This window comes from Mesorhizobium australafricanum (assembly GCF_033977265.1).
Classification (GTDB): Bacteria; Pseudomonadota; Alphaproteobacteria; order Rhizobiales; family Rhizobiaceae; genus Mesorhizobium; species Mesorhizobium australafricanum.
Map to the genome: position 1 here is coordinate 1 of NZ_JAVIIT010000001.1, position 21,773 is coordinate 21,773.

Sequence of the window (21,773 nt, forward strand, 5' to 3'; positions counted from 1 at the left end):
GACGCCGGCTTTCCTTAGGAGGTCCCGACAAAGAGCCCGCCCAAACGTCAGAAGAGCGGGCTCTTTCATTGAGCCCTTGCCATCTGAAAGCATCTAAGGAATATAATCCTCTCCGGTGCGGCGACCCCCATTTCTTCGAGGATCGCCAATGTCGAACAAATACCCCTTCGCAGAAGACACGCTCGGCAAGAAGCTCGAGGCCGGGACAGGTCTGTCGGTCTACTGCCTGACGTGCAAGCGTCGCGCCGTGCTCGATGTCGCTGACATGGTGAAGCGGCTCGGGCCGGATCAGCCCTGCCTGCATTGGGATCTACTGAAAATCATCTATTGTCACGAGTGCCGCGCCACCGGCCGCGACGACCGAAACCTGCAATTCACGAACCATGCGTTGACGCCCGAACAACGAAGGGGCGGCCCGGCAGGCTGACCGGGTAGTGGCCAGCAAATGCCGGGCCTAACCGGCGGCGGGGGCTCGGGGGCGATACGGCGCCGGCTGGCAACAAAGTATATGCTCGTACTGAAATGACCGGCATCATCTATACGGACGAAGCTGGGAAGAGCTTTTAGGATGTCGCCGGCAGTTGGTGGCCCCCCGGGTGGCAAAATTCCTACGTGCACTTTTAGGTTGAATGCCTGGCGAAGATGTCCAATAATTGGGCCCTTGGGATGGACGGGGGCCGATGAACAAGCAACCGTGGAAGTGGTCGGTAGAGATCGAGGAACTTGAAAATAGGCATTATGTGCGCGTCATCGAGGACAGCGCGGTAAGCATCAAGAGCTTCGGTTCTCAGGCAGACGCAAAAGCCTTCGCCAACAGGGAACGCGCGAGGCTCGGGCTTGATACGCCTCTCAAAAAATAAGCCCGGCCATCGACGGCCTAGGAACGTTTCCTGCGGGCCATAGCAAGCCGCCACAGCGCGGGAGAGGCTTCGGCCGTGTAGGACAGCAGCTTTTTAGGACGTCGCCGGCAGCAAAAGTTTCATTGCCAGTGCGTAACACGTAGAGCGCCAGGAGCGACATCACCAGGCTCGCTGTCATCCCGATCAGATCGCCCCGCCGGTAGCGCCAGACAGCGCTGACGAGCATGGCGAGGCAGATTGCGGCGATGGAGAGCGGGACCAGAATTTACACGCTCTAGCCGGCTAACGAGATCGCGCTAGTTTCATGGCTGGCGTGGCCACACCTGCGCCGTCGAGCGCCGGCTTGTCGGTCCCTGTAGCTGGCCGATTGGCAACCGGCGCTCCTCTATTTGCTCTTGCCTTTTGGCACTATCGAGAGCTTCGGCGGACTGGCTTGCTTGATAATCCTGAGAGCTTCGTCTTTGGTGATGCCGACCTTCCGGGCATAGTAGACGGCTTCCGCGTCAAGCTCGCCATCGATCGGGGCCTCAACCGCCTGCTTTGCCTTGAGCTTCGCCTTCTTTCCCATGAAGCCGCTGCCGACGATCGCATCGAGGACGATCACGATTCCGATGCCGATCAAATCTTGCGGAATAACGACATCCTATTCCGTTTCTTGCGGTAAGATGCGACGGATTTATTCCTCCGCGTCTCATATGTTAGTTTCCCTTCACCTCGATCTTTTTCACGCGCGACAGTGCTTCTTGAGTCTTGGGGAGCGTCACGGTCAGAACGCCGTTTTTGAACTCGGCGTTGACCTGGTCAGTGTCGACACCTGAAGGTAGCGGGATCGAACGGTAAAACGATCCGTATGATCGCTCCGCCAAGTGATAGCCCTTGTCGCTCTCTTCTCGATCGCTCCTCCTTTCCCCCTTGATCGTGAGCGCGCTGTCCGTCAGCGAGACATTGACGTCCTTCTGATCGAGTCCGGGAAGCTCCACTGAAACCTCGACCGCGCTCTCGGTCTCGGCGATATCCGTTCGCGGGCCGCCGGCATCCCAGCGCCCAAACGGTTGATCGAACCGCTTCCAGAAATCCTCGAAGATGCGGTTTACATCGCGCTGTAGGGAAAAAAACGGGATTTTCTTCGTGCCGCTTCGCGATTCCGCTTCCCTTGCTGTTGTCACTCCAGGGAATCAGGTCTCTGATCTGCATTGCCAACCTCCTTTTTCGAAACGACTAGGCCATCTTGAGTTGGATCTTTCTCGCCTTTGCTGGTGCGGCCTTCGGCAGGACTAGCCGCAGGACGCCGTTCTTTTGCGATGCCTCGATACCGTCCCGATCGATATCTTCAGACAGAGTGAAGACACGCTCATAATCGCCCGAGGCATATTCGGCGTGGACTTGTCGATAGTTCTCGTGCAACTGGTCCGCCGCGTAGCCGCGGATCGCCAGCGTCCGCTTTTCGAGCGTGATGTCGATCCCATCCGAAGCGACGCCGGGCATATCGACGAGAAGGACGACATTGTCCTGTGTTTCATAGATATCGGCCCGAGGGACAAAAACCGGGCGCGAACGGGTTCGTTCGCTGCCGTCAAGTTTGCTTGGGACCTGGCGCTCGGTCGTTTTCAGTTCTTGAGCCATCTTCGCCTCCTTACCCCTTGATCTGGATCTTCTTCGGCCGATCCGCCTCCGGTCGGTGCAGTTCGACTTCGAGTAGCCCATTGGCGAAACGAGCCTCAACCTGCTCCGGATCGACGCGGAATGGCAATTGTACAGTCCGGGAGAAGCTACCGTACGAGAGTTCGCGCCGGTGCCAGACAGACTTCTCGTCCTCGGTCGTCGGGGATCCGCGTTCGCCTTTCAATGTCAGTGTGTTCTCGCGGACCGTGAGGTCGACATCGCCCGGCGCCAACCCAGGCAACTCGGCGGTCACCGCCACACTCTCCTCGCCCGCCCAAAGGTTGATTGGCGGAAATTCTGGGGTGGTTGCGGCCGTCATTCCGGCCAAACGCTGATTCATTTCCTGTTGCATGCGCCGCATTTCCAAAAACGGGTCGAAGCCCGCGCGGCCGAAATCCGATAACAACATGTGCATCCTCCTTCGATTCGCGGTCATACATGTCCCGCTATGCGCCAGACACGTCATGCCGGAGTCAGAATCCATCGGAGGCGCTGGGGAAGAGAGAACCACCGGCCAAGACCGAGGCGGTTGATCGCGCACACGCGAGAAAGAGGGTTCGGGCAGACCCGGAGCACATCCTCCTTGCGAAGCGATATGAACCGCACCCGGTACGACATCAGCGGACATCGTTCCCGTGCCTGGATCCTATTGTAGCATCCGGCGAAAATGACGTAGGTGAGCTTAAAGCGCGTTTCAAGGGCTCAATCATTTTGAGCCTCTGGGGGGCGAGCTTGACCGCGACATGCCCAAGGCCGCCTAGGCCGATGACGCCGACGCGCTGGCCGGCCTCAAGATTCCGGTGCTGCATTGGCCGCAAGGGTGCCGGGCAGCAATGCACCCAAAAGCAGCCCTTCCGACAACGACGCAAAAGCCGCAATCCGATTCATCAAGGTGTTTCGTGCAGACCGAACCGAATGCCGTTCTCGGACGTCCATCGAGCTTCTCTATTTGCGGGGCATGCGATGCACCACCACACGATCTCGCCCCTCCGCCTTGGCTCGGAAGAGTGCAAGATCGGCAGCATTGACGAAATCGTTTGGCGTCTCCTGCTCGCTTGGCACTGTTGACGCGACGCCGACGCTGATGGTCACGCGATCCGGGCCGTGCGGTATGTTCAGGTTCCGCACACTCTGGACGAGGCGCTCTGCGATGCTGCTGGATTGTTCCAGCAAAGTGTCGACCAGAACGATGACAAACTCTTCGCCTCCGTAGCGCGCGGCGAGGTCGGTGGAGCGGCCGGAACCGCCCTGGATTACCCGGGCGATTTGCTTGAGCACCTCATCGCCGGCCATATGGCCATAGGCATCGTTGTATCGCTTGAAGTTGTCGGCATCGATCATCAGCAGCGACAGGGGCGACTGTGCGCGAAACGCGCGTTTCCATTCGGCCGCCAGATATTCGTCGAAATAGCGCCGGTTGCCGAGACCCGTCAGGCCATCGATCCGCGTCAGACGCTCAAGCTCGAGGTTTGCGCTGATCAGCTGTCGCTGGCTTTCCCTCAGCGCGCGGTAGGCTGCGTCTCGCTGGACGTGATCCAGATAGGCCCGCGTGTGATATCGAATGCGCGCAATCAGCTCGATTCGGTCTGGCACTTTGACGAGATAGTCGTTGGCTCCGGCAGCGAAGGCTTCGCCCTTGGTCGCTGGATCTTCCTTGCTCGACAGCACAATAACTGGAACCGCGTGTGTCGAGGAATGCTTCCTGTATTCCTTGACCAGATGCAGCCCATCGACCCCGGGCATGACAAGGTCCTGCAGAATAACTGTTGGCTTCACCTCCTCCGCGACCGTCATCGCCTTCAGCGGGTCGGTGCAGAAGTGCAAGGCGATGTCAGGCTCGTTCGCTAAGGCGCGCCTGACCGCCTCGCAAACCATGACCTGATCGTCGATGAGCAGAACCATCGATGAATAATTTTCCGCCAGCGGCGGCACCAGGTCTGGTTCTTGCGTCATCGGACGAGCCCTTTCACGTGGAGTGCTCGCAAGCTTTGACTATGCGTGAGCCGATCGCACTCAAGGGGAGAATATCGACAGCCGCACCGATCGCAGCAGCGGCCTTCGGCATGCCATAAACGGCACTCGTTGCTTCATCCTGCGCGATTGTGAGATGCCCCTTGTCGCGGAGCTGTCTCAGCCCGCGCGCACCATCTCTACCCATGCCAGTAAGCAGGACGCCGATCACCGAGCCCGGCCACCATTGTGCCGCGCTTTCGAAAAACACATCGACAGACGGCCGATAGACATTGTCCCTGGGGCTGGGCGTGTAGCCAAGTTGCTGGGCCGACTTGAACACCAGATGATCCTCCGAACTGGCGATAAGAACGGTGCCCACCTGAGGCTTGTCCTTTTCCCGCGCCGCACGGATCGGAAGCGGGGTATGCTGCCCCAGCCAATCGGCAAGGCCCGGAATGAACTGGGCGTCGAGATGCTGGACGAGCACGATTGCGCCGCCAAAATCAATAGGAAATGCGCTGAGCACCGCTGCAACGGCAGCCGGCCCGCCCGCCGAGGCGCCGATCGCAACCAGGCGCCGAGGGGATGGGTCGGCCGCAACCGACATCCGCCCGTTTGCCTTGGATGGCGCATCGCGGACCAGCTTGCCGATCGTTGCTATCTTGTTGGTCAGAAGCCGGGCAGATTGCGAGGACGCGTTACCTTCGATGCCCACTGACGGAATATCGACTGCGTCGAGCGCGCCATGACCCATTGCTTCGTAGACCCCGGCGATGTTGGCTTCAATACTTGCGGTCACCAACAGGATCGAGCAGGGGGTTTCTGCCATGATTCTGCGTGTCGCTTCCACGCCGTCCATCTCTGGCATAGCCAGATCCATGAGTATTAGATCCGGCAGATCGCGTCTGCAGGCCTCGACCGCCTCACGCCCATTGGTCGCGATCCATACGACCTGATGTTCGCGGGTCGACACGACCAGCCAGCGCAGAAGCTCGACCGCCATCGGCATGTCGTTGACTATGCCGATTCTCATTCGTTGGCTTCCAATTTCGATGTCATCCAGTCGCCTCGCCAATCATGTCCACGACGGCATGGATCAGCGCCTCGTCCTGAAAGCTGCCCTTGGTCAAATAGTAGTCGGCACCGGCGTCAAGCCCGCGCGAGCGGTCTTCCTCCCGATCCTTGTACGAAACGATCATGATCGGCGTGTTCTTGAGATGAGCGTCTTTTCGGATCAGGCTCACCAGCTCGATGCCGTCCATGCGCGGCATGTCGATGTCGGTAACGACAAGATCGAAGGGGCCGGACCGGACGGCATTCCACCCGTCCATGCCGTCGACCGCCACTTCGACCTCATAACCGTGATTGCCCAGCATCTTGCGCTGGAGTTCCCGAACCGTGAGTGAATCGTCGATCACCAGCACGCGCTTGCGCCTGCCGGGTTCTGGACCGCCCGCGGCGCGCCGAAGGGCTCGAAAGCCACCGGAAGACGCAAGCTTTTCCACCGATCGTATCAGATCGTCGACGTCGAAGATCAGCACAGGCGAACCGTCCTCCATCAGGGCCGCCGCGCTGATATCCTTGATCTTGGCAAAACGCGGATCGAGAGGCCGGATCACCAGCTCGCGTTCGCCGAGGAAACGATCGACGATCAGGCCGTATGCTTCGCCCTGACCGGCATCGACGACGACGACAGAAAGATCGTCCAGTTCCGCACCGGGCTCGCCACGATTTAGCACCTCGCGTGCCGTGACCAGCCCGATCTGTCGGTCGTTCAGACGAAAGTGCGGCCGGCCCTGCAGGAAGTTGATCTGCGTCCGCTGCAATTTCAGTGTCTTGGAAATGCTGGCCAGCGGAAACGCATAGGGCTCCCCATCTACATCGACGAGCAGGGTGCGCAGGACCGACAATGTCAGCGGCAATTGCAGTTGAAACCGGGTTCCGTGCCCAAAATCCGAGGAGACGCTGGTGATACCGCGAACCTCCTTGGTCATGGCCTGCACCGCGTCGAGCCCCACACCACGGCCGGAGACGTCGGTAAGGCCTGCTTTCATCGAAAAGCCCGGCAGGAACAGGAAGGCGAGCAATTCCGCTTCGCTGAGCGTGTCGGCGCTTTCCCTGGTTGCAAGCTGCCGGGCGACGATCGTCTCGCGTAGTTCCGTGAGGTCGATCCCCCTGCCGTCGTCCACCACGGCTATTTGCAGAAGGCCGGCATTGTGCCTCGCTTCGAGTCTGATGAGACCCTCTTCGGGTTTACCTGAAGCGAGGCGGTCCTCGGGCGGTTCAAGCCCATGGTCGACGGCGTTACGCAGCAAATGCCCCAGAGGTGCATCGAGTTGTTCGAGGATGTCGCGGTCGATGCCGGTCGAGCCGCCTACAATCTCCAACCGCACCCGCTTGCCCAGGGTGCGACCGAGGTCGCGGACCATTCTCGCATAGTGCCGCACGCCGTCTTCAAACGGCCGCATCCGGCTCGCCAACGTCTCGTCGTACAATCTGTTGGCTAGATCAGTGGCTTTCCGATCCACGGAATCCAGCTCCTCCAGACGCTCCGCTAGGAACGCCTGGCTCAGCCGTAGCTTTCGCTGCGCTTCGGCGAGCGCCTCCACCGCTGGCTCCTCCTTCGAAACGGGCGACAGCACTGCATGAAGATCGTCGAATGCGCCTGCGAGGTCAGATTGAAGCCGCTTCAGCCGCAGCAGCCCGTCGGCAAATGGCCTGAGCCGCCGAGCTTCCATCAGCGACTCGCCAGCCAGCCCAAGCAATCGGTTCAAGCTGTCTGCCGTCACCCGAACCATTCTATCGGAGCCGATGCTTCCTTGGGTTTGCGGTTCCGTCCCAACGAGAGGGCTCGCTGAAAGGGTCGTCGCCAGTTCTTCCGGAGCAAGATCTACGAAATCAGCGTCGGAACTGTGGGGCAAGTGCGTGGCGACGGGGAGGAACAATCCCTCGAACTTGGCGAGAAAGATTTCGACTTCAGAGTTGGCGCTCTCGCTCGATGGTCCCGATGCGATCAATTTCAGAAGATCGGTGCCTTTCAGAAGCGCATCGATGTGCTCCCGCCGCAGACTAAGATGCCCACGTTGAGCAGCGACCAGGCAATCTTCCATTGCATTTGCAACTTTAACTGCGGGCATCAGGTCGATGATGCGGGCAGCTCCTTTCAGCGAATGCGCGGCGCGCATGCATGCTTCCAGGGCATCGGCGGCGACAGGTTCGCGTTCCAACGCCAGAAGGCCGGAGGTCAGAGCCTGCGACTGCGTCTCCAGTTCGGCCTGGAAGAGGCTCAGCATCGAAACCTGGCTGAAGTCCTCGTCAGTCATGCGATGCTCCGATCCAGCATCGTCAGCAATTGCCCCGGGTCGAGACAGCCAACGGCTCGTCCCTGCCACCGCAGCACGGCAACCGTGGCGGCCGACAGCGCCTTGCCGATCGTGGCCGGCACGGCGAGCCTGTCGCGCTCCCGGTAGCGATGCAGGCCATGGATCTCGTCAACAGTGAACGCAACCCGCTTGTCGTCGCGCTCGCCCACCACGACCAGGCGGCGAAACGCCTTGCTTGGTGTGCCTTGTTCCCCCTCCTTGCGCTCGGCAATTCCGAGCAATTCAGCCAGCGACAGGCAAATCAACAATTCACCGCGGACATTGGCAATGCCGAGCACCGCACTGTTCCTGCGGTGTGGAAGCGAATGAACGCGGCGAGATTCAGCCACTTCACGAAAAATGCCGACGGGAAGAGCCAGCCATTCCTCCCCCAAGCGGAAGAGAACGACAGTCTGCAGCGCTTCCTCGTCTGCCGAACCGAGCTCGGCGCGACTAGGCTTGTCAGGCCATCCGCCGCGATAGGCCGAGGGTGCCGCACGGTCGAGGAGGAGCCGTGCAATCGTCTTATAGGTCGGGCAATTGCGGCAGTGGAGATGCTGGTCAAGTAGCGGACATGACCGGTCACCGCGCACCCCGATTTGCCGCCAGCAGTCGTCGATTTCAATCTCCCCCACTGGCTGGGCGATCCCTATCGAAGCCATCAGGTGCCGCTCCTTTTCTGAGCCCGATCCAGCCGGCCGGCCAATGCCTCGGCGCCGCTATGGTCGCCTTGCTTGCGAAGCAGCAAAGCCAAATGGACGAGAGCTTCCCGATGATTTGGCGCGAGATACAGCGCCTTGCGATAGCTTTGCGCGGCTTCCGGCGCAGCGCCATCTGCATCCTGAACGAGACCCAGCAAGTAGAAAATTTCTGCGGAAGGACCAAACGTCTTGAGATGCGCCAGGGCGACTTCCCGTGCCTCCTTTACCCGTCCCGCATTGGCGATCCGTTCAACCGCGATCAGGCTTTCCGAGACCTGATCAAGCGGCTTGGCCGGCGCCTGCACATCGATTGCCGGTCGGGGAAGAACAGGCCTGCTCTTGTTGACCTTCGGGACCGCTGTCCTCACCGGAATGGCGGCGGATACTTTCGGCGCCGCGGTGTTGACGCGCTCCGACTTGAGGAAGGCAAAGGCCAAAGGCCATTCAGCGGAAATGAAGCCATGCAGCCTTGGAAGAGCTGCTTCCGCGGGGCCGACCAAAAGAAGTCCGTCCTTGGCCAGGAGGTCCTTCAGGGAGATCAATGCGCGATCCTGCAGCTCTCGATTGAAATAAATCAGCAAATTACGGCAGAGCAGGATGTCATAGACCCCTTGCCCGAAAGACGCGCGAGAATCGAACAGGTTTCCGACCCTGAACCGAACCTGTTTCAGCACCGCAGCATTTGGCCGCAACCCGCCCTCGGTCGCTTCGAGATAGCGATCCTTGAATTCGAGATAGCTGCCGCGAAACGAATTGCGCCCATAGACGGCGCGTTCAGCCGTCGCGATATTGCGGCTGCTGATGTCCACAGCATCGATCTTGAACTCGTGCGCCGCAAAGCCGGCATCGAACATGGCCATGGCGACCGAATAGGCTTCTTCCCCGGTTGAACATGGCAGGCTCAGGACTTTTATCGGCTGGGCACGCTTGCTAGTGCGCGCATGTCGCGCCAGCATCGTGAACGCTTCCCGGTCGCGAAAGAACCAGGTCTCCGGGATCACCACCGCATTGATCAGCTCCTGCAGCTCCTGCGCGGAACCGGTCAGATGTTCCCAATACGCATGAGGGTCGGTCATCCGGCATGCTGCCATCCGGTCTTTGACCGCCTGGCGGACCACTGTCGGACCAACGCTGGCACTGTCCAGTCCGATGGTTTCCGCCAGGAGCTTTTCGACTGCGCCGGTCATCAACCACTCATCTCGGCCTGGCGGAGCAATGCGCTGCGGATCTCTTCCGAAAGCAGCGCTTCCGCTTTGACCCACTGGATGATATCCGGCCCGTCCGAAGCCACGGGACCAAGATAGGGCGGCGTTCCCGCCTCGAGTCCAAACGGTGCGAAATCAGCAGGGTCTCGCTCGAGCGTATCCGTCACCCGTTCCGCGATCAGCCCCACCAGGCGTTGCTCGCCATCTTGCGCCGGATAGCGTGTCACAACGATGCGGGTGCTCAACCGCGGCTCGGATGGGCGGCCAAGCGCCAGAAGAGTAACATCGATCAGCGGGATGGGTATTCCGTCATAGCTGACCAGACCGACCACACCGGTGGGCGCCCCCGGCAGCGCTTTGACATCAATGTAGGGCAAGACCTCTTCAATCTGATGGACATCGATCAGGTAGCGATCCGTACCCATGCTGAAGGCGAGGAATAGCATTATCACCTCCGACTGCCAGGTCGCTATGCTCTCAGCTTGAACCTTGCAATGCTGCCTCGGAGGCCGCCCGAGACTTGATTGAGCTCGTCGATCGCAAGCGTCGATTGCTGAAGAGATTCGACAGTTTGCTGAGCTGCCTCGCTCAGCTGGGTAAGCGTGTCGCTGATCTGCCCCGCGCCGGTCGCCTGGGCCTGCATGCCTTCGTTGGCCACTTCGAAACGTGGCACCAAGCCTTGAACCTGCTGGATGATTTCGAAGAGTTGCCCACCTACCTGCTGAATTTCCTGCATGCCCCGGCGGACCTGCTCGGAGAACTTGTCCATGCCCATCACCCCGGCCGCGACAGCCGACTGAATGTCCTTGACCATCTGCTCGATATCGTAAGTGGACACGGCCGTCTGGTCCGCGAGCCTTCGGATTTCGGTCGCAACCACTGCAAAGCCCCGGCCATACTGGCCTGCCTTCTCCGCCTCGATGGAAGCATTGAGCGACAACAGGTTCGTCTGATCGGCGACTTTGGTGATGGTCGTCACGACCTGATTGATGCTGCCGGCCTTCTCGCTCAGGATCGCGAGTTTGGAATTGATCGCGCCAGCCGCTTCCATGACCTGGTGCATGCTTTCTTCCATGCGGGTCAACCCAGCTTGCCCTCCGCCGGCGACGGCAGCGGTCTGATCGGCAACCGTCGAGACCTCGTTCATCGTGCGCGCCAGTTCGTTCGATGTGGCGGAGATTTCCTTGGCTGTGGCGCGGATCTCCGTGGTGGTCGCTGCGATTTCAGTCGCGGTGGCCTGCTGCTGCTTGGAGGTGGCGGCGATCTCCGTGATCGACGTGCTGACCTGTATGCTGGACCTTTGAACCTGACCGATGAGGGTGGTGAGATCGTCCGCCATTGCGTTGAAGCCGTCGGCAAGCACGCTGAATTCGTTTCGGCGCCTGAGATCGATGCGGTCGCTGAAGTCGCCTTGCCTCATCAACTGAACCGCGTCGACCAGACGGGTGAGCGGACCTGTGATAGCGCGAAACAGCTGGTACCCCAAAAGAAGGGCTAGGCAGAGCGCTATCAGCAAGCCAACGCTCAAGCCCACTTCCGCCGTTCTAACGATCGAGCTGATCCGCTGTGTCGCGCTGTTTGCCTCGCCTCGGTGATCCTCGACCATGGCCTGCAGAGCGGTCTGCAATTTTAGAAAGATCGGCTCTACGGTATTCTTGATGGCCGGGCCTTCATTGGGAGTTTCACCTTTCGACAAGGCAGCCCGGCTAGTGTCCAGCACGGCTGTTTCGGCTTGACGAAATTGGTTGGCGAGTTCCTTGACGACAGCATAATTCTGCTTGTCGATATCGGAGACGATTGTGGCCTCATAGTTGTCCATCTGGCGCTGCACTTGGTCGCGGTTGGTCGCGATCGTGCTTTCAAGCGCGCGTCTATCCGAGGGGTTGTCCTGAAGGGCATATTCCTGAAGCAGGCTATGAGCCGTCATTTGGCCCATCATGATCTCGGTGCTGTGATAGAGGTCTGGAAGGATGCCCTTCTCGACCTCAGTCGCCTCCTGCTCCGCCTGGAGAAACCAGGCGTACGCGACGACAGCTATCACCGACATGACCACCAGGACGGCAGCGAAACTGACGAGGATGCGGTGGCGTATTGTCAGACTCTTCATGGAACCGGTTCAGCAATGGGGGTATCGTTGTCGGCGCGACAAACGCTCGTTCCGACGATTGAGCTGCGTCGAAAGAACAATAGTTTGAAGGTGAATAGTTTCTTTTCCGTTGAACCGCTGATGACGGCTAATCGGCTCACCAATCGAAGGTTGTCTGAACTCAAGAATGGTTGCGCGTCCAGAATGTCTTCCGCTTTTGCCCCTTGCGGACCTACAAATCGTCAGCGCCAAATGTCCGCTTTGCGCCTCATGCACGAACCCGCTTCGCGGGAGGGGCGCCTCATTGTGAGATGGTTCGACAGGCATTGGTCTTGAGCGGGTAGAAGCTGCGATCCGACTATGGAGTTCCTTCAACGAGAGGAACTCGCCATGGATACCCTGTCGACCGATGCACCGCTTTGAGTCAAGCGCTCGACGAGCAGAATTCGTTTTCCACTTGCGCACTCGATATCCAAATTGCGCGGCGCTCTTAATAGCGATCTCCACTCAGACCGTAGGTTTTGTCGTCCGGCCGTCCGCGTCCGAAACAGCGGGGTCGCGCCCGGCGGGCAGATCACCTGCGAAGTAGGATAGCGAGGCTTTCCAGGACTGGATATCGACTCACCCCATATGCCGTCCCTGGCATCCCCATTCATTGCCTTCTCGATCATTTCCTCGCGCTTCGCGGGCGGGGTCGGCAGATCACATTCTATGTGTTCGATCCACGCGACATAGAAGATATCTTGGGACCGCGACCTGGTACACCCTGGGAGAGGAGATGCCGCGACGGCCTCACTGTCCCTCCGACGCGCCCTTTCGATTATTAGCTGAATTTGATATTGAATTCGAATGACCTGCCCAGGCGAAACCGAACAGCGAAATTTGTCTGGAAATCCTACCGCCCGCATGAGCACCCGCCCTCATCCCGGTCTGCTGGAGCTACGCGTCCTCGGTGATTTCAAAGTCGCCCGCCACGGGAACCTGGTTGATTTGCCGCCTTCGCGGAAAACCCGGGCGTTATTGGCCTATCTCGCAGTGACTGGCAGGCAGCATCAGCGTGAGCGGCTGTGCGAAATCTTCTGGGACATCCCCGATGATCCGCGCGGCGCGTTGCGCTGGAGTCTGTCAAAAATTCGTCAGGTGCTTGGCGAGCACGATGACGCGTTGAGTGCCGACCGCAATACCGTCGCTTTGCGGGTTGAAGGCGGGCTTGATTATGCGAAGCTTCGACCGTTGGTGAAGGCAGACCTTTCCGTCGTTGCGACAGATGAACTCGAAGCAGTCCTGGGTTCGATCAGCGGCTCATTTCTTGCCGATCTTTCTCTTGAGCGATGCTTCGAATACGAGGCTTGGCGTCAGGGTATTGCCAGTGAGGTTGAGATCGTCGAACTGAGTATCTTGCGGGAGCTCATTGGACGCTTGGCCGATGAACCGAAACGAGCGTTACCTCTTGCCCAGCGGTTGCGACGTCTAGTGCCGGAGGATGCTAGTCTGGCGCGCGAAATCAACACTCTGGAGGGTGAGGTCAGGTCGGCTGCAGCCAGGCCAATCAGCCGAGCCTCTCGAGCCGCTCCGCACGTTGTTAAACAGACACCAGGTACCGATATCCCTGCTACAGGTCAGGGCCCCGGACGTGCCGTGCATTTCTGCCGAGGACGCGACGGCACCAGACTGGCTTATGCCAGCACGGGCAGGGGGCCCACGATCCTGCGCGCCGCGCACTGGATGTCGCATTTGACCTATGATTGGGACAGCCCGATCTGGCGGCACTGGATGTCAGAACTGTCCCGCGACAACCGACTGGTGCGCTATGACGAGCGCTGCAACGGCCTTTCGCAGTGGCACGTGCCCGATGTCTCGTTCGAAGCCATGGTTTCGGACCTCGAATGTGTTGTCGAAGCAGCTGGGCTTGAACAGTTTACCCTTCTAGGCATATCGCAGGGCTGCGCCTTGTCGATTGAATATGCCGTGCGGCATCCCGAGAGAGTCTCGGGAATGATCCTTTACGGCGGCTATGTCAAAGGCTGGCGGGCGCGTGGAGACCCCGGCGAGATTGCAACACGCGAGGCGTTGGCGACACTCATGCGTGAGGGCTGGGGCAAGAGCAATCCGTTGTTTCGCCAGCTCTTCTCGTCGATCTTCATCCGAGGCGCCACGCCGGAACAGTTCGCCTGGATGGATGAATTGCAGCGGCGCACCATGACGCCTGATGACGCCTGGCGCCTGCAGAACACATTTTCCATGATCGACGTCAGTCATCTTCTGGAGAAGGTGACCGTTCCGACACTGGTGTTGCATGCGCGCCAGGACGCGGTCGCTCCTGTCGAGTCCGGCCGCACCATCGCCGCGGGCATTCCCGGCGCGCGTTTCTTCGAGCTGGAGAGCCAGAACCATATACTCCTCAGCGGCGAACCCGCCTTCGACGAATTCGTGGCTCACGTCCGCGCCTTCGTTGCTGAAACAGGCGGCTGAGCCAAAACAATGCTGGCAACTTATGCCGTATCGGGTTGGCAGCTCGTCAGCTGGCGAGAGCCAACTTTCTGGCCTCGGGAAATTCGGCGGCCGAAAGCTGTGCCATCTCCGTCTTCATGACCGCGCTGAACCGGCGATGCCGTTCCTCGATACTGCCAAGCGTCCAGTCGAAACCGGCGACCGCATCCGTCGTATCGAGGATCGGACCGGCGATCGCGTCGCGTTCCTGCTGATAGGCTTTGAACGCAGCGCTCGAACCATCGAGAATTGCCCGCGTCAGGCTCTCGCTGTCGCGCAGCGCGTCGGAAATGCCATGCGAGGTTATCGGGTCGCGGAAGAAGCCGGCATCTCCGACGAGCACCCAGCCATCGCCGTGCGCTTGCCGCAGATATCCAGGCACGCCCCGGAACGCTTGCAACCGGCTGTCCGGCGCGGCACGGGCGGCCTGCGTCGCAAGCTCGGGCGAGAGCGCTGCTAGCACATCCATGCGAGCCTGATCACGGTTGGCGCGAAAGCGGTCGTCGAAAAGCGCGGTCGGCACCGTCGCGACGATGCAGGCAAGGCCATCATTGGTCGGGATAAAGGAGGCGGCCATCCCCGGCTGAAAGTACCAGTGGTAGGACGCGCCCGGAATGGCCGGAGCGTATGCAAAGACGTGGGCGGCCGACACGCGCCCCTGCCGAAGCACCTGAGCGCCGCAGCATTTCGCCACCAGCGATCCGATGCCGTCCGCGCCGACGACGATGTCGGCGGTAACCCTAAGGGGTACGTTGCCGATGCCGCGGATTTCGACGCCGCGCACCCGGCCGTGCGCGTCCGCAAAGATGTCGGCGACGGCTGTATTGTGCAGGAACTCGGCCCCTTCCTGCCGCGCGGCGTCGACGATCGTGCGGTCAAGCACGGTACGTCTTGGCGCGATCAAGCCCGGGAGGTCCGCGCTTGCGTAAAGCGGTATGGTGGTTTCACTGGCGCCGTAGTGAAATGTTGCGGTCTCGATCAACGGCGTGCCCGCATCGATGAGGGGTTTGAACAGTCCCCAGCGCACGAGTTGAAGCACCGCCGGCCGCATCAGCGCATGCGTTGACAGCGCATCCGACCCATAGGCTTTCCGCTCTATGGCCAGCACGCTCAATCCGGCGCGGGCAAGCAGCATGGCGGTAGAGGCGCCGGCACAGCGGGCACCAACGATAACGGCGTCGTAATGGGAACGGGCAGGGATCATTGTCGTGGTCCTCAGGCGGCCTCGCGGCCATGGCAGTTGAGATGAAGGGCGATTTCCGCGGCTATGGCCTGCGCGTCCGCGCCGACACCGCCGATGAAGTTGGAGTCGCGCTTGCGCAGAAAGCGAAAGCCGAGCGCGTAGAGGCCTGCGACACTGGTGATGCCGTCGCGGTGCGCCAATTCGCCATCGGCGCGTAGGGCGGACGGTTCCAGCCAGCCAAACGAACGGGTATAGCCGGTCGCCCAGATAACGGTGCCGATCGATCCATGGCCCAGCGAAAGCTGGCGCGGATAGACCGGCTTCACCTTGACCGGTTCCGGGTAAGGTTCCGGTGACGGGTGTCCGCCGAAGCGGTCGATCTGGTCGAGCAGCCGAGCCTGTTTCGTCTCGGCCGCCGTGACGCTGGCGGCCAGATCGTCGGCGAAGCGGATAACCCGGCCGTCAATGGCCTGCACCCGTCCTGTCAGAGTAACGCCTGCCGCCTGCAGCGAGGCTAGGTCTATATTTGCGTTGTCCGGCCGGCCGGCAAGCTGCAGGGAAGGTTGCCGCCTTGCGCTGTCGGGATTGGCGAGATCGGCCGGGCGCTGCGTCATGAAGCCCATCTCGCGCAACCACCAGAAGATATCCTTGCCCTGCCAGCGCCGTGGCAGCCTTGTATGTTTGCCGACCGCGAGCACGACCTGACGGCCGGCGCGAGCGAGTTCGTCGGCTATCTGCACCCCGGAAGAAGAGGCTCCGACCACCAACACGTCGCCTGGGCCGAGATCGCCGGGGCAACGATAGGCGCTCGCATGGAGGCTAGCCGCGTGACCGTGGAGGGCAAAAGGCATCGCCGGCCGGTCGCAATGGCCGGTCGCCACGACGACTGCTCGAGCCGTGAAAGCTCCGGCGCTGGTATCGATGTGAAAAATGCCGCCGGTTCGTATGCAAGACAGCACTTTGACGCCGCACTCTACCGGCATCCGCCAGCGCCTGGCATAATCTTCCAGGAACTCGACGAAGCCGTCCTTGGCCATGAACCCGTCTGCTTCATCGCCCTGATATGGCGATCCCGGCAATTCATTCAGCCAGTTGGGCGTCAGCAGGCGCAGCGAATGCCAACTCTGCGAACGCCAACGTTCGCCGATGTGACCGCGCTCCAGCACGAGGTGGTCGAGGCCTAGGCGGCCGAGGCAATGGCTTAGCGCAAGCCCGGCTTGGCCCCCGCCGACGATAATGACATCCACGTGTTTCATGGCTCTTTTCCAAATTCCGGGGGAGGCGGTTCGGAAGTTGATCCGGACCGCCTTTCCATCGCTCACTGGATGGTTTTGATGCCGACGGTCACCGGCACGCCGTTGGTCAGCACGTCGAACACGGCCGAGCGGGCACGGGCCTGTTCGATCAACTGGTTCAGCTTTTCCGCCGGAGCATCGCCTTCGATCTCGAAGGAAACCTGGATGTTCTGGAAGCCGTTGCGGACCTCCTCCGAGATGCCCAGTATGCCGCGCAGGTCGATATCGCCGTCCACCGCGCACTGCACCTTCGTCAGCTTGATGCCGCGCGCTGCCGCGATGTTCGCGACACCCGCCATAAGGCAGCTCGCCAGCCCGTGCAGCAGCCACTCGACGGGCGTCGGGCCGCGATCCGCGCCGCACAGGACCGTCGGGTGGTCGCTGTCGGCATATGTCGCCCTGGCGTGGTTCTGCTCCTGGCCGGCGCCGTAGAAGCCGAGCATGGCGCTCTTGGAATGCGTGCCTTCAACCCACTGGTTGTGAGCGCGGAACTGGAACTTGGCGAGTTCCGGCTGACCGGCGACAAAGTTGATCGTCGCGAGCAAATTCGGCGTATCGACGCCGTTAAGCGGTCCACGTGCAGGCTTGGTGTTGGGTTGCATTTCGTCTCTCCAAAGGTTGGTGCGGCTTGTTTGCCGGACGACATTCCTCTGGGCTCGCAGCGTGTGAACGAGAGTGGATGCGATCGTGGATTTTTTGATGCGGCTTCCGTGGAATCTGCGCGGCTGCGGTTCTTTTGGAACGGGATGGAAGCGGCGGCGCGCGCGACCCGCTGTGGGTTTCGGAGGCAGGCTCACGCAAAAAACTCCAGGTGGCAAGGGCCGCCCGGAGGTCAGGTCGAGATTGAGGGAATGGTCGGCGGTGTCGCTATCTCGCGAGATCGAGGCTCGGGAGGGGCTGGCTCTCGAAGCAGTCGTAGTTGCGTTGCGCCACGATCTTGCCGTCCCGGAAATCGAAACAAATGGCGCTGTGAGCCACCATGGCATCACCGGCTTTGAGCTTGCCGAAGTCGCTTGCGACGATGCCGGTCCATTTGACCTCCAGCACGACGCGGTTCATTTGCGCGGTCACGGCGCCGACTTCGTAAGTCTGCCTTGCCAGCAGTTTCCTGCCGCGCTCGAAATCGGCGGCGAGCTGCTCCACGCCGCGCCTGTCACCCCGAGGCTTCAAGGCATTCGGCAATTCGGTCTGAATGGCCTGAGCGTCATAGGCACGACTGGCCGCGGCAGCGTCGCCGCGCTCGATCGCCTCGAGGAAATCGAGCGCGGCACGGACATTGGCGGATACGGAATAGGGTTGATCTTCCATCACTTTCATCTTTCGGCCGATGATCCGCCGCTTGCCCGGTCAGCAAGCAGGCAGCCGACCATCATCTGAAATTCCCGGTATCCATTCTGCCCTGATTGAGCATCGCATAGCGTATCGAGGTGTAGTGAAGGATTTCGGAGCGCGAGATGCCCATGTCCTTCAGCAGATAGTCGGGCGTTGCCTGTAGTGCGGCGCGCTCGTTGCGCACCTTTAGAACGTAGTAAGTTAGCCGCACGGCGTGGCGTATGAAGCCATAAAGTTTGAATCCGGCATCAGCGGTCTCATGATTTGTACGGTCAAGCGTTGTCATTTTTGTCTCCATCATTGCGACGCGATCATCGCGCCGTCGATGGAGGAACAATGCGGCGCCGCCGGAGAAACCAGCGTTGGAACTACCGTGGAAATTCACGCAGTATTCGAGGTAATTGTCGTGCGCCATTCACACGCCACAGTTGATTTCGAAGCTGCAATCGCCCCTACGAAATCCTGTCTCAGCCTAGTCGGAGCCGCCTTAGGTTGAAGTCGGCTACCTACCCAATTCAGCCATTCAGTCTGGTCGAGACGCGAACGACAGATTTGCGCCTCATGTCGGTCATTCCGTCGATTATTGCGTCCCTCCGACACCGGAAATCATCGGTTACGACTAACCGCGAATTCGCTCAAGCGCCCTTTCGCCAGAGGCCCTCATCGCAGGGTATCCTCACTGAGTCTCAGCACTGAGCTGCTGTAGAGTTGGCGGATGAAATCGAACTCTCATTACAGTCGATTGATGCGCTCGCCGAGATCATCTCCCGCGGCTCCGCCAGTCCTCGAACTCCCGGCCACAAAAATCTACGCTTTCCGTCCAAATCGAACCGTTGCTTCGGTAAAGCTTGCGAGCGAGGTTCTGATGGGCGAAGCTGATAGGGACCTGGAGGGGTTGGTCGCCTTGCCTCTGAGGTACGGCCGCCCAAAGAGTGTTCCGCAATGGACCGCAAGCTCGCCGCCATCCTTGCCGCCGACGTTGTCGGATATTCGGCCATGATGGAACGGGACGAGGCGGGGACGCATGAGCGAGTGCGTGCCGGTCGTATGGAACTTCTCGAGCCGACCATAGCGCGGCATCATGGCACCATCTTCAAGCTGATGGGCGACGGGCTGCTGGCGGAATTCCCTTCTGTCGTCGAGGTAATGGAATGCGCGGTTTCCCTACAGCGCGGGTTGGCGGAGAGAAATGCTTCGTTGCCGCAAGACCACCGTGTCGAAATGCGCATCGGGGTCAATCTCGGCGAGGTGATCGTCGACGGCGACGATCGGTTCGGCGAGGGCGTGAACATCGCTGCCCGGCTCGAACAACTTGCCGAACCGGGCGGCATTTGGGTTTCAGCGAAGGTCGCGCGCGAGGTCGAGAAGAAGCTGGCGTTTGGCTTTCAGCCGATGGGCCCGCATAGGGTCAAGAACATCGCGGAACCGGTGGAAGCCTATCGTGTTACGATCGACGGCAAGGCTTTACCCCGGCGCGCGAGCCGCGACCGCTCTCGGCTAGCCACCATAGCGGCGATAATATCGCTTATCGTAGCAATCACGGCGGTCGCGTGGTGGCAGTCCTATGGAACGAAGCGGAAGATAGATCAGAGTGGTATCCCAACCGTTGCGGTTCTGCCGTTCAAGAACATGAGCGGTGAACCGGCGCTGGAATATTTCAGCGACGGCATGACAGACAATCTGATCTCCATGCTAGCAGGTGTCACCGAACTCAAAGTGCTCTCGCGAAGCTCGACCTTCGTCTATAAGAATAAGCCAACCGACGTTCGCCAGATCGGCCAGGAGCTAAACGCGGCGTATGTCATCGAAGGCAGCATCTGGAAGGAAACGGACCGGGTGCGCATCTCCGCGCAGTTGATCGACGCACATACAGGCGAAAATCTCTGGGCGGAAAAGTTCGATCGCACTGGCAACAATCCGCTTGCGCTGCAGGACGAGGTGATCGAACGCATCATCGGCACCCTCGGCGGCCAGCGCGGTAAAATGTATGACAGCGAATATAAGAAGGTGTGGGAAAAGGACACGCCTGATCTCGAAGAGTACGACTACTTCCTTCGATCCAATTTCTTCTTCGGGCAGTTCACGCCAGAGAGCCTGGTGAAGGCGACGGACATAATTCTTGAGGGCCTCGCCAAATTTCCCGACTCCTCGCTGTTGTCGTGCGGACTCGCCTGGGATCACGTTTTGGCGGCCAACCTGGCGTTCGACAACAAACCTAAGGAGCACTGGCAGGCTGCGTCCGAACTTGAAGCAAAGGTCCTTCCGCGGGCCAACCTCGGGCCCGACGCAAAAAAAAGCTGTTTGTGGTCGTCCGTCTACGTCAGCGCCTATGAAGGAAAGTTCGATTTATCTCTCCGAAGGTCAGACGAGGTGATCGCGCTATCGCCGGGAGATGCATTTCTGATCGGCGACCTGTCGCAGGCCGCCCGCTTCAATGGCTTGACGGACAAGGCTGTCGAACGCGCTGACTACGGGCTCAGGAACGACCCGAACTTCGCCGATTATTACCTCATGGTGAAGGCCAACGCCTTAACAGATATCGAGCAATACGCCGAGTCTGCTCTGCTGATCGCCAAGACGGCGGACATCCAGATAACCGTTCCCTTGCTGCGTGCCATAAACGATATGCACCTAGGCAAAACCGACGACGCGCACAGCGAAGTTGCGAAGGCATTGAAAATGCAACCATGGTACACAGCCGTGCGCTGGAGAGACATGACGTTTCACATCAATCGTGCAGTAATTGACCGACAGGTGTCCGACCTCGTAGCTGCGGGATTGCCAATGAAATAGTTTTCGGTTGCGAGGCGGGCCGAGTGTCGGCGCACTCCTGGTGGGATTAGGTTTCGACCCACGTGTAAAGCCTCTGGCGTGGCGCCAACAAAGCCGTCGACCGACATCTGCATCTGCAGAATGAGCTTTTCTAATTTTCGGAATCTCTCGGTTCTTTAAAGTATGCCAGTTCAGGCGGTGTGCCGTGATGCACCGGAGACGCCTCGGCCTAACGTTCCAGCGTGGTTCGGGCGGTGTTGCGCGGGCCCGGCACTTCGAGGTCCCCGGCCCGCGGTAACTGGTCCTCATCGCTCCGGAACGTAGGTCAGCAGGACGGAGCCGTTGCCGAACACCTTCTGCGCCTCGAGCTTGAGCTTTAGGCTTGCGGGGTCGATTGCGTCGTAGAGGCGCTGTCCCTTCCCGACGATGACCGGGATGATCCAGACCTGGATCTCGTCGATGAGATGGTGCTCGAGGAGCGTTCGATCGAGCCTGCCGGTTCCGTACTTGACAAGATCCTTGCCCGGCTGCTGCTTGAGGCGGCGGATCTCCTCGACGACGTCGCCCTTGAGCAGCGTCGCGTTCCAGGTCGTCTCGCGCAGGGTCGTCGAGGCGACGTACTTCGGCATCGCGTTGATCCGGTCAAGGTAGGCGTCGTCCCTCACCTGAGACCAGGTCGCCGCGAACGTCTCGTAGGTGACGCGACCGAACAGGAAAGCGTCGTAGCGATCCAGCGCGGCGAGCGCGTGGCTGCGGCTCTCCGCGTCAAAGTACGACCCGGTCCAGGCCCATGGCGAGCCGACCACCCCGTCCAGCGACATCAGCGTAGTTTCGATCAGCTTTCTCATCTTGGAATCCTCCTGTTCAATGAG

21 protein-coding genes are annotated in these 21,773 nt (G+C 60.1%); 4 read left to right on the forward strand and 17 right to left on the reverse strand.

Annotated elements, in window-relative coordinates; genetic code table 11:
• Positions 1 to 148: 148 nt before the first annotated feature.
• A complete protein-coding gene (locus RFM98_RS00005) occupies positions 149 to 427 on the forward strand; it encodes a hypothetical protein (RefSeq protein WP_320306922.1) in 279 nt (92 codons plus the stop codon).
• Positions 428 to 680: 253 nt separating this feature from the next.
• Positions 681 to 860: a hypothetical protein gene (locus tag RFM98_RS00010; protein WP_320306923.1), complete on the forward strand. Its 180-nt coding sequence runs from the start codon at positions 681 to 683 to the stop codon at positions 858 to 860.
• Positions 861 to 1,245: 385 nt separating this feature from the next.
• Here RFM98_RS00010 and RFM98_RS00015 read toward each other — a convergent pair whose 3' ends face one another.
• The 11 genes from RFM98_RS00015 to RFM98_RS00065 form a co-directional block, all read right to left on the reverse strand.
• Positions 1,246 to 1,464, reverse strand: coding sequence for a hypothetical protein (locus tag RFM98_RS00015; RefSeq protein WP_320306924.1), 219 nt, complete (start codon positions 1,462 to 1,464; stop codon positions 1,246 to 1,248).
• A 94-nt stretch (positions 1,465 to 1,558) separates the two neighbouring features.
• On the reverse strand, positions 1,559 to 2,026 hold the full coding sequence (locus RFM98_RS00020) for an Hsp20/alpha crystallin family protein (protein WP_320306925.1): 468 nt from the start codon (positions 2,024 to 2,026) through the stop codon (positions 1,559 to 1,561).
• Positions 2,027 to 2,078: 52 nt separating this feature from the next.
• Positions 2,079 to 2,483, reverse strand: a complete 405-nt coding sequence (locus RFM98_RS00025; RefSeq protein ID WP_320306926.1) for an Hsp20/alpha crystallin family protein — start codon at positions 2,481 to 2,483, stop codon at positions 2,079 to 2,081.
• Positions 2,484 to 2,493: 10 nt separating this feature from the next.
• A complete protein-coding gene (locus RFM98_RS00030; protein WP_320306927.1) occupies positions 2,494 to 2,931 on the reverse strand; it encodes an Hsp20/alpha crystallin family protein in 438 nt (145 codons plus the stop codon).
• Between the two features lie 536 nt (positions 2,932 to 3,467).
• Positions 3,468 to 4,475, reverse strand: coding sequence for a diguanylate cyclase (locus RFM98_RS00035; RefSeq protein ID WP_320306928.1), 1,008 nt, complete (start codon positions 4,473 to 4,475; stop codon positions 3,468 to 3,470).
• Between the two features lie 13 nt (positions 4,476 to 4,488).
• Positions 4,489 to 5,508: a chemotaxis response regulator protein-glutamate methylesterase gene (locus tag RFM98_RS00040; protein ID WP_320306929.1), complete on the reverse strand. Its 1,020-nt coding sequence runs from the start codon at positions 5,506 to 5,508 to the stop codon at positions 4,489 to 4,491.
• Between the two features lie 22 nt (positions 5,509 to 5,530).
• A complete protein-coding gene (locus tag RFM98_RS00045) occupies positions 5,531 to 7,798 on the reverse strand; it encodes a hybrid sensor histidine kinase/response regulator (protein ID WP_320306930.1) in 2,268 nt (755 codons plus the stop codon).
• Complete coding sequence (locus RFM98_RS00050) at positions 7,795 to 8,499, reverse strand: chemotaxis protein CheW (protein ID WP_320306931.1); 705 nt, start codon at positions 8,497 to 8,499, stop codon at positions 7,795 to 7,797. The genes RFM98_RS00045 and RFM98_RS00050 overlap by 4 nt, the downstream gene beginning before the upstream one ends.
• A complete protein-coding gene (locus RFM98_RS00055; protein ID WP_320306932.1) occupies positions 8,499 to 9,725 on the reverse strand; it encodes a CheR family methyltransferase in 1,227 nt (408 codons plus the stop codon). The genes RFM98_RS00050 and RFM98_RS00055 overlap by 1 nt, the downstream gene beginning before the upstream one ends.
• Entirely contained in the window at positions 9,725 to 10,189 is a 465-nt protein-coding gene (locus RFM98_RS00060; RefSeq protein WP_320306933.1) for a chemotaxis protein CheW, read from the reverse strand. Before RFM98_RS00060 ends, RFM98_RS00055 begins: the two co-directional genes overlap by 1 nt.
• A gap of 23 nt (positions 10,190 to 10,212) precedes the next feature.
• The gene (locus tag RFM98_RS00065; protein ID WP_320306934.1) at positions 10,213 to 11,850 is read right to left on the reverse strand and encodes a methyl-accepting chemotaxis protein; all 1,638 of its coding nucleotides are present in this window, start codon (positions 11,848 to 11,850) and stop codon (positions 10,213 to 10,215) included.
• An 885-nt stretch (positions 11,851 to 12,735) separates the two neighbouring features.
• On the opposite strand from RFM98_RS00065, the gene RFM98_RS00070 reads away from it, so the two are divergent.
• Positions 12,736 to 14,301, forward strand: coding sequence for a bifunctional AfsR/SARP family transcriptional regulator/alpha/beta hydrolase (locus tag RFM98_RS00070; RefSeq protein ID WP_320306935.1), 1,566 nt, complete (start codon positions 12,736 to 12,738; stop codon positions 14,299 to 14,301).
• A gap of 46 nt (positions 14,302 to 14,347) precedes the next feature.
• On the opposite strand, the gene RFM98_RS00075 is transcribed toward RFM98_RS00070, so the two are convergent.
• From RFM98_RS00075 to RFM98_RS00095, 5 genes are all read right to left on the reverse strand, one after another.
• A complete protein-coding gene (locus RFM98_RS00075; RefSeq protein WP_320306936.1) occupies positions 14,348 to 15,523 on the reverse strand; it encodes an NAD(P)/FAD-dependent oxidoreductase in 1,176 nt (391 codons plus the stop codon).
• A gap of 11 nt (positions 15,524 to 15,534) precedes the next feature.
• Positions 15,535 to 16,758, reverse strand: a complete 1,224-nt coding sequence (locus RFM98_RS00080; RefSeq protein ID WP_320306937.1) for a flavin-containing monooxygenase — start codon at positions 16,756 to 16,758, stop codon at positions 15,535 to 15,537.
• A gap of 62 nt (positions 16,759 to 16,820) precedes the next feature.
• The gene (locus RFM98_RS00085) at positions 16,821 to 17,399 is read right to left on the reverse strand and encodes an OsmC family protein (protein ID WP_320306938.1); all 579 of its coding nucleotides are present in this window, start codon (positions 17,397 to 17,399) and stop codon (positions 16,821 to 16,823) included.
• 265 nt (positions 17,400 to 17,664) lie between these two features.
• Positions 17,665 to 18,105 (reverse strand): nuclear transport factor 2 family protein, encoded by a 441-nt coding sequence (locus RFM98_RS00090; RefSeq protein WP_320306939.1) that lies wholly within the window; start codon positions 18,103 to 18,105, stop codon positions 17,665 to 17,667.
• 61 nt (positions 18,106 to 18,166) lie between these two features.
• Positions 18,167 to 18,544 carry a DUF1127 domain-containing protein gene (locus tag RFM98_RS00095; RefSeq protein WP_320306940.1) on the reverse strand — a complete coding sequence of 126 codons (378 nt, stop codon included), beginning with the start codon at positions 18,542 to 18,544 and terminating at the stop codon, positions 18,167 to 18,169.
• Positions 18,545 to 19,071: 527 nt separating this feature from the next.
• Here RFM98_RS00095 and RFM98_RS00100 point away from each other — a divergent pair.
• Positions 19,072 to 20,922 carry an adenylate/guanylate cyclase domain-containing protein gene (locus RFM98_RS00100; RefSeq protein ID WP_320306941.1) on the forward strand — a complete coding sequence of 617 codons (1,851 nt, stop codon included), beginning with the start codon at positions 19,072 to 19,074 and terminating at the stop codon, positions 20,920 to 20,922.
• Between the two features lie 284 nt (positions 20,923 to 21,206).
• Here the strand turns inward: RFM98_RS00100 and RFM98_RS00105 are convergent, their stop codons facing one another.
• On the reverse strand, positions 21,207 to 21,749 hold the full coding sequence (locus RFM98_RS00105) for a dihydrofolate reductase family protein (protein ID WP_320306942.1): 543 nt from the start codon (positions 21,747 to 21,749) through the stop codon (positions 21,207 to 21,209).
• Positions 21,750 to 21,773 lie beyond the last annotated feature (24 nt).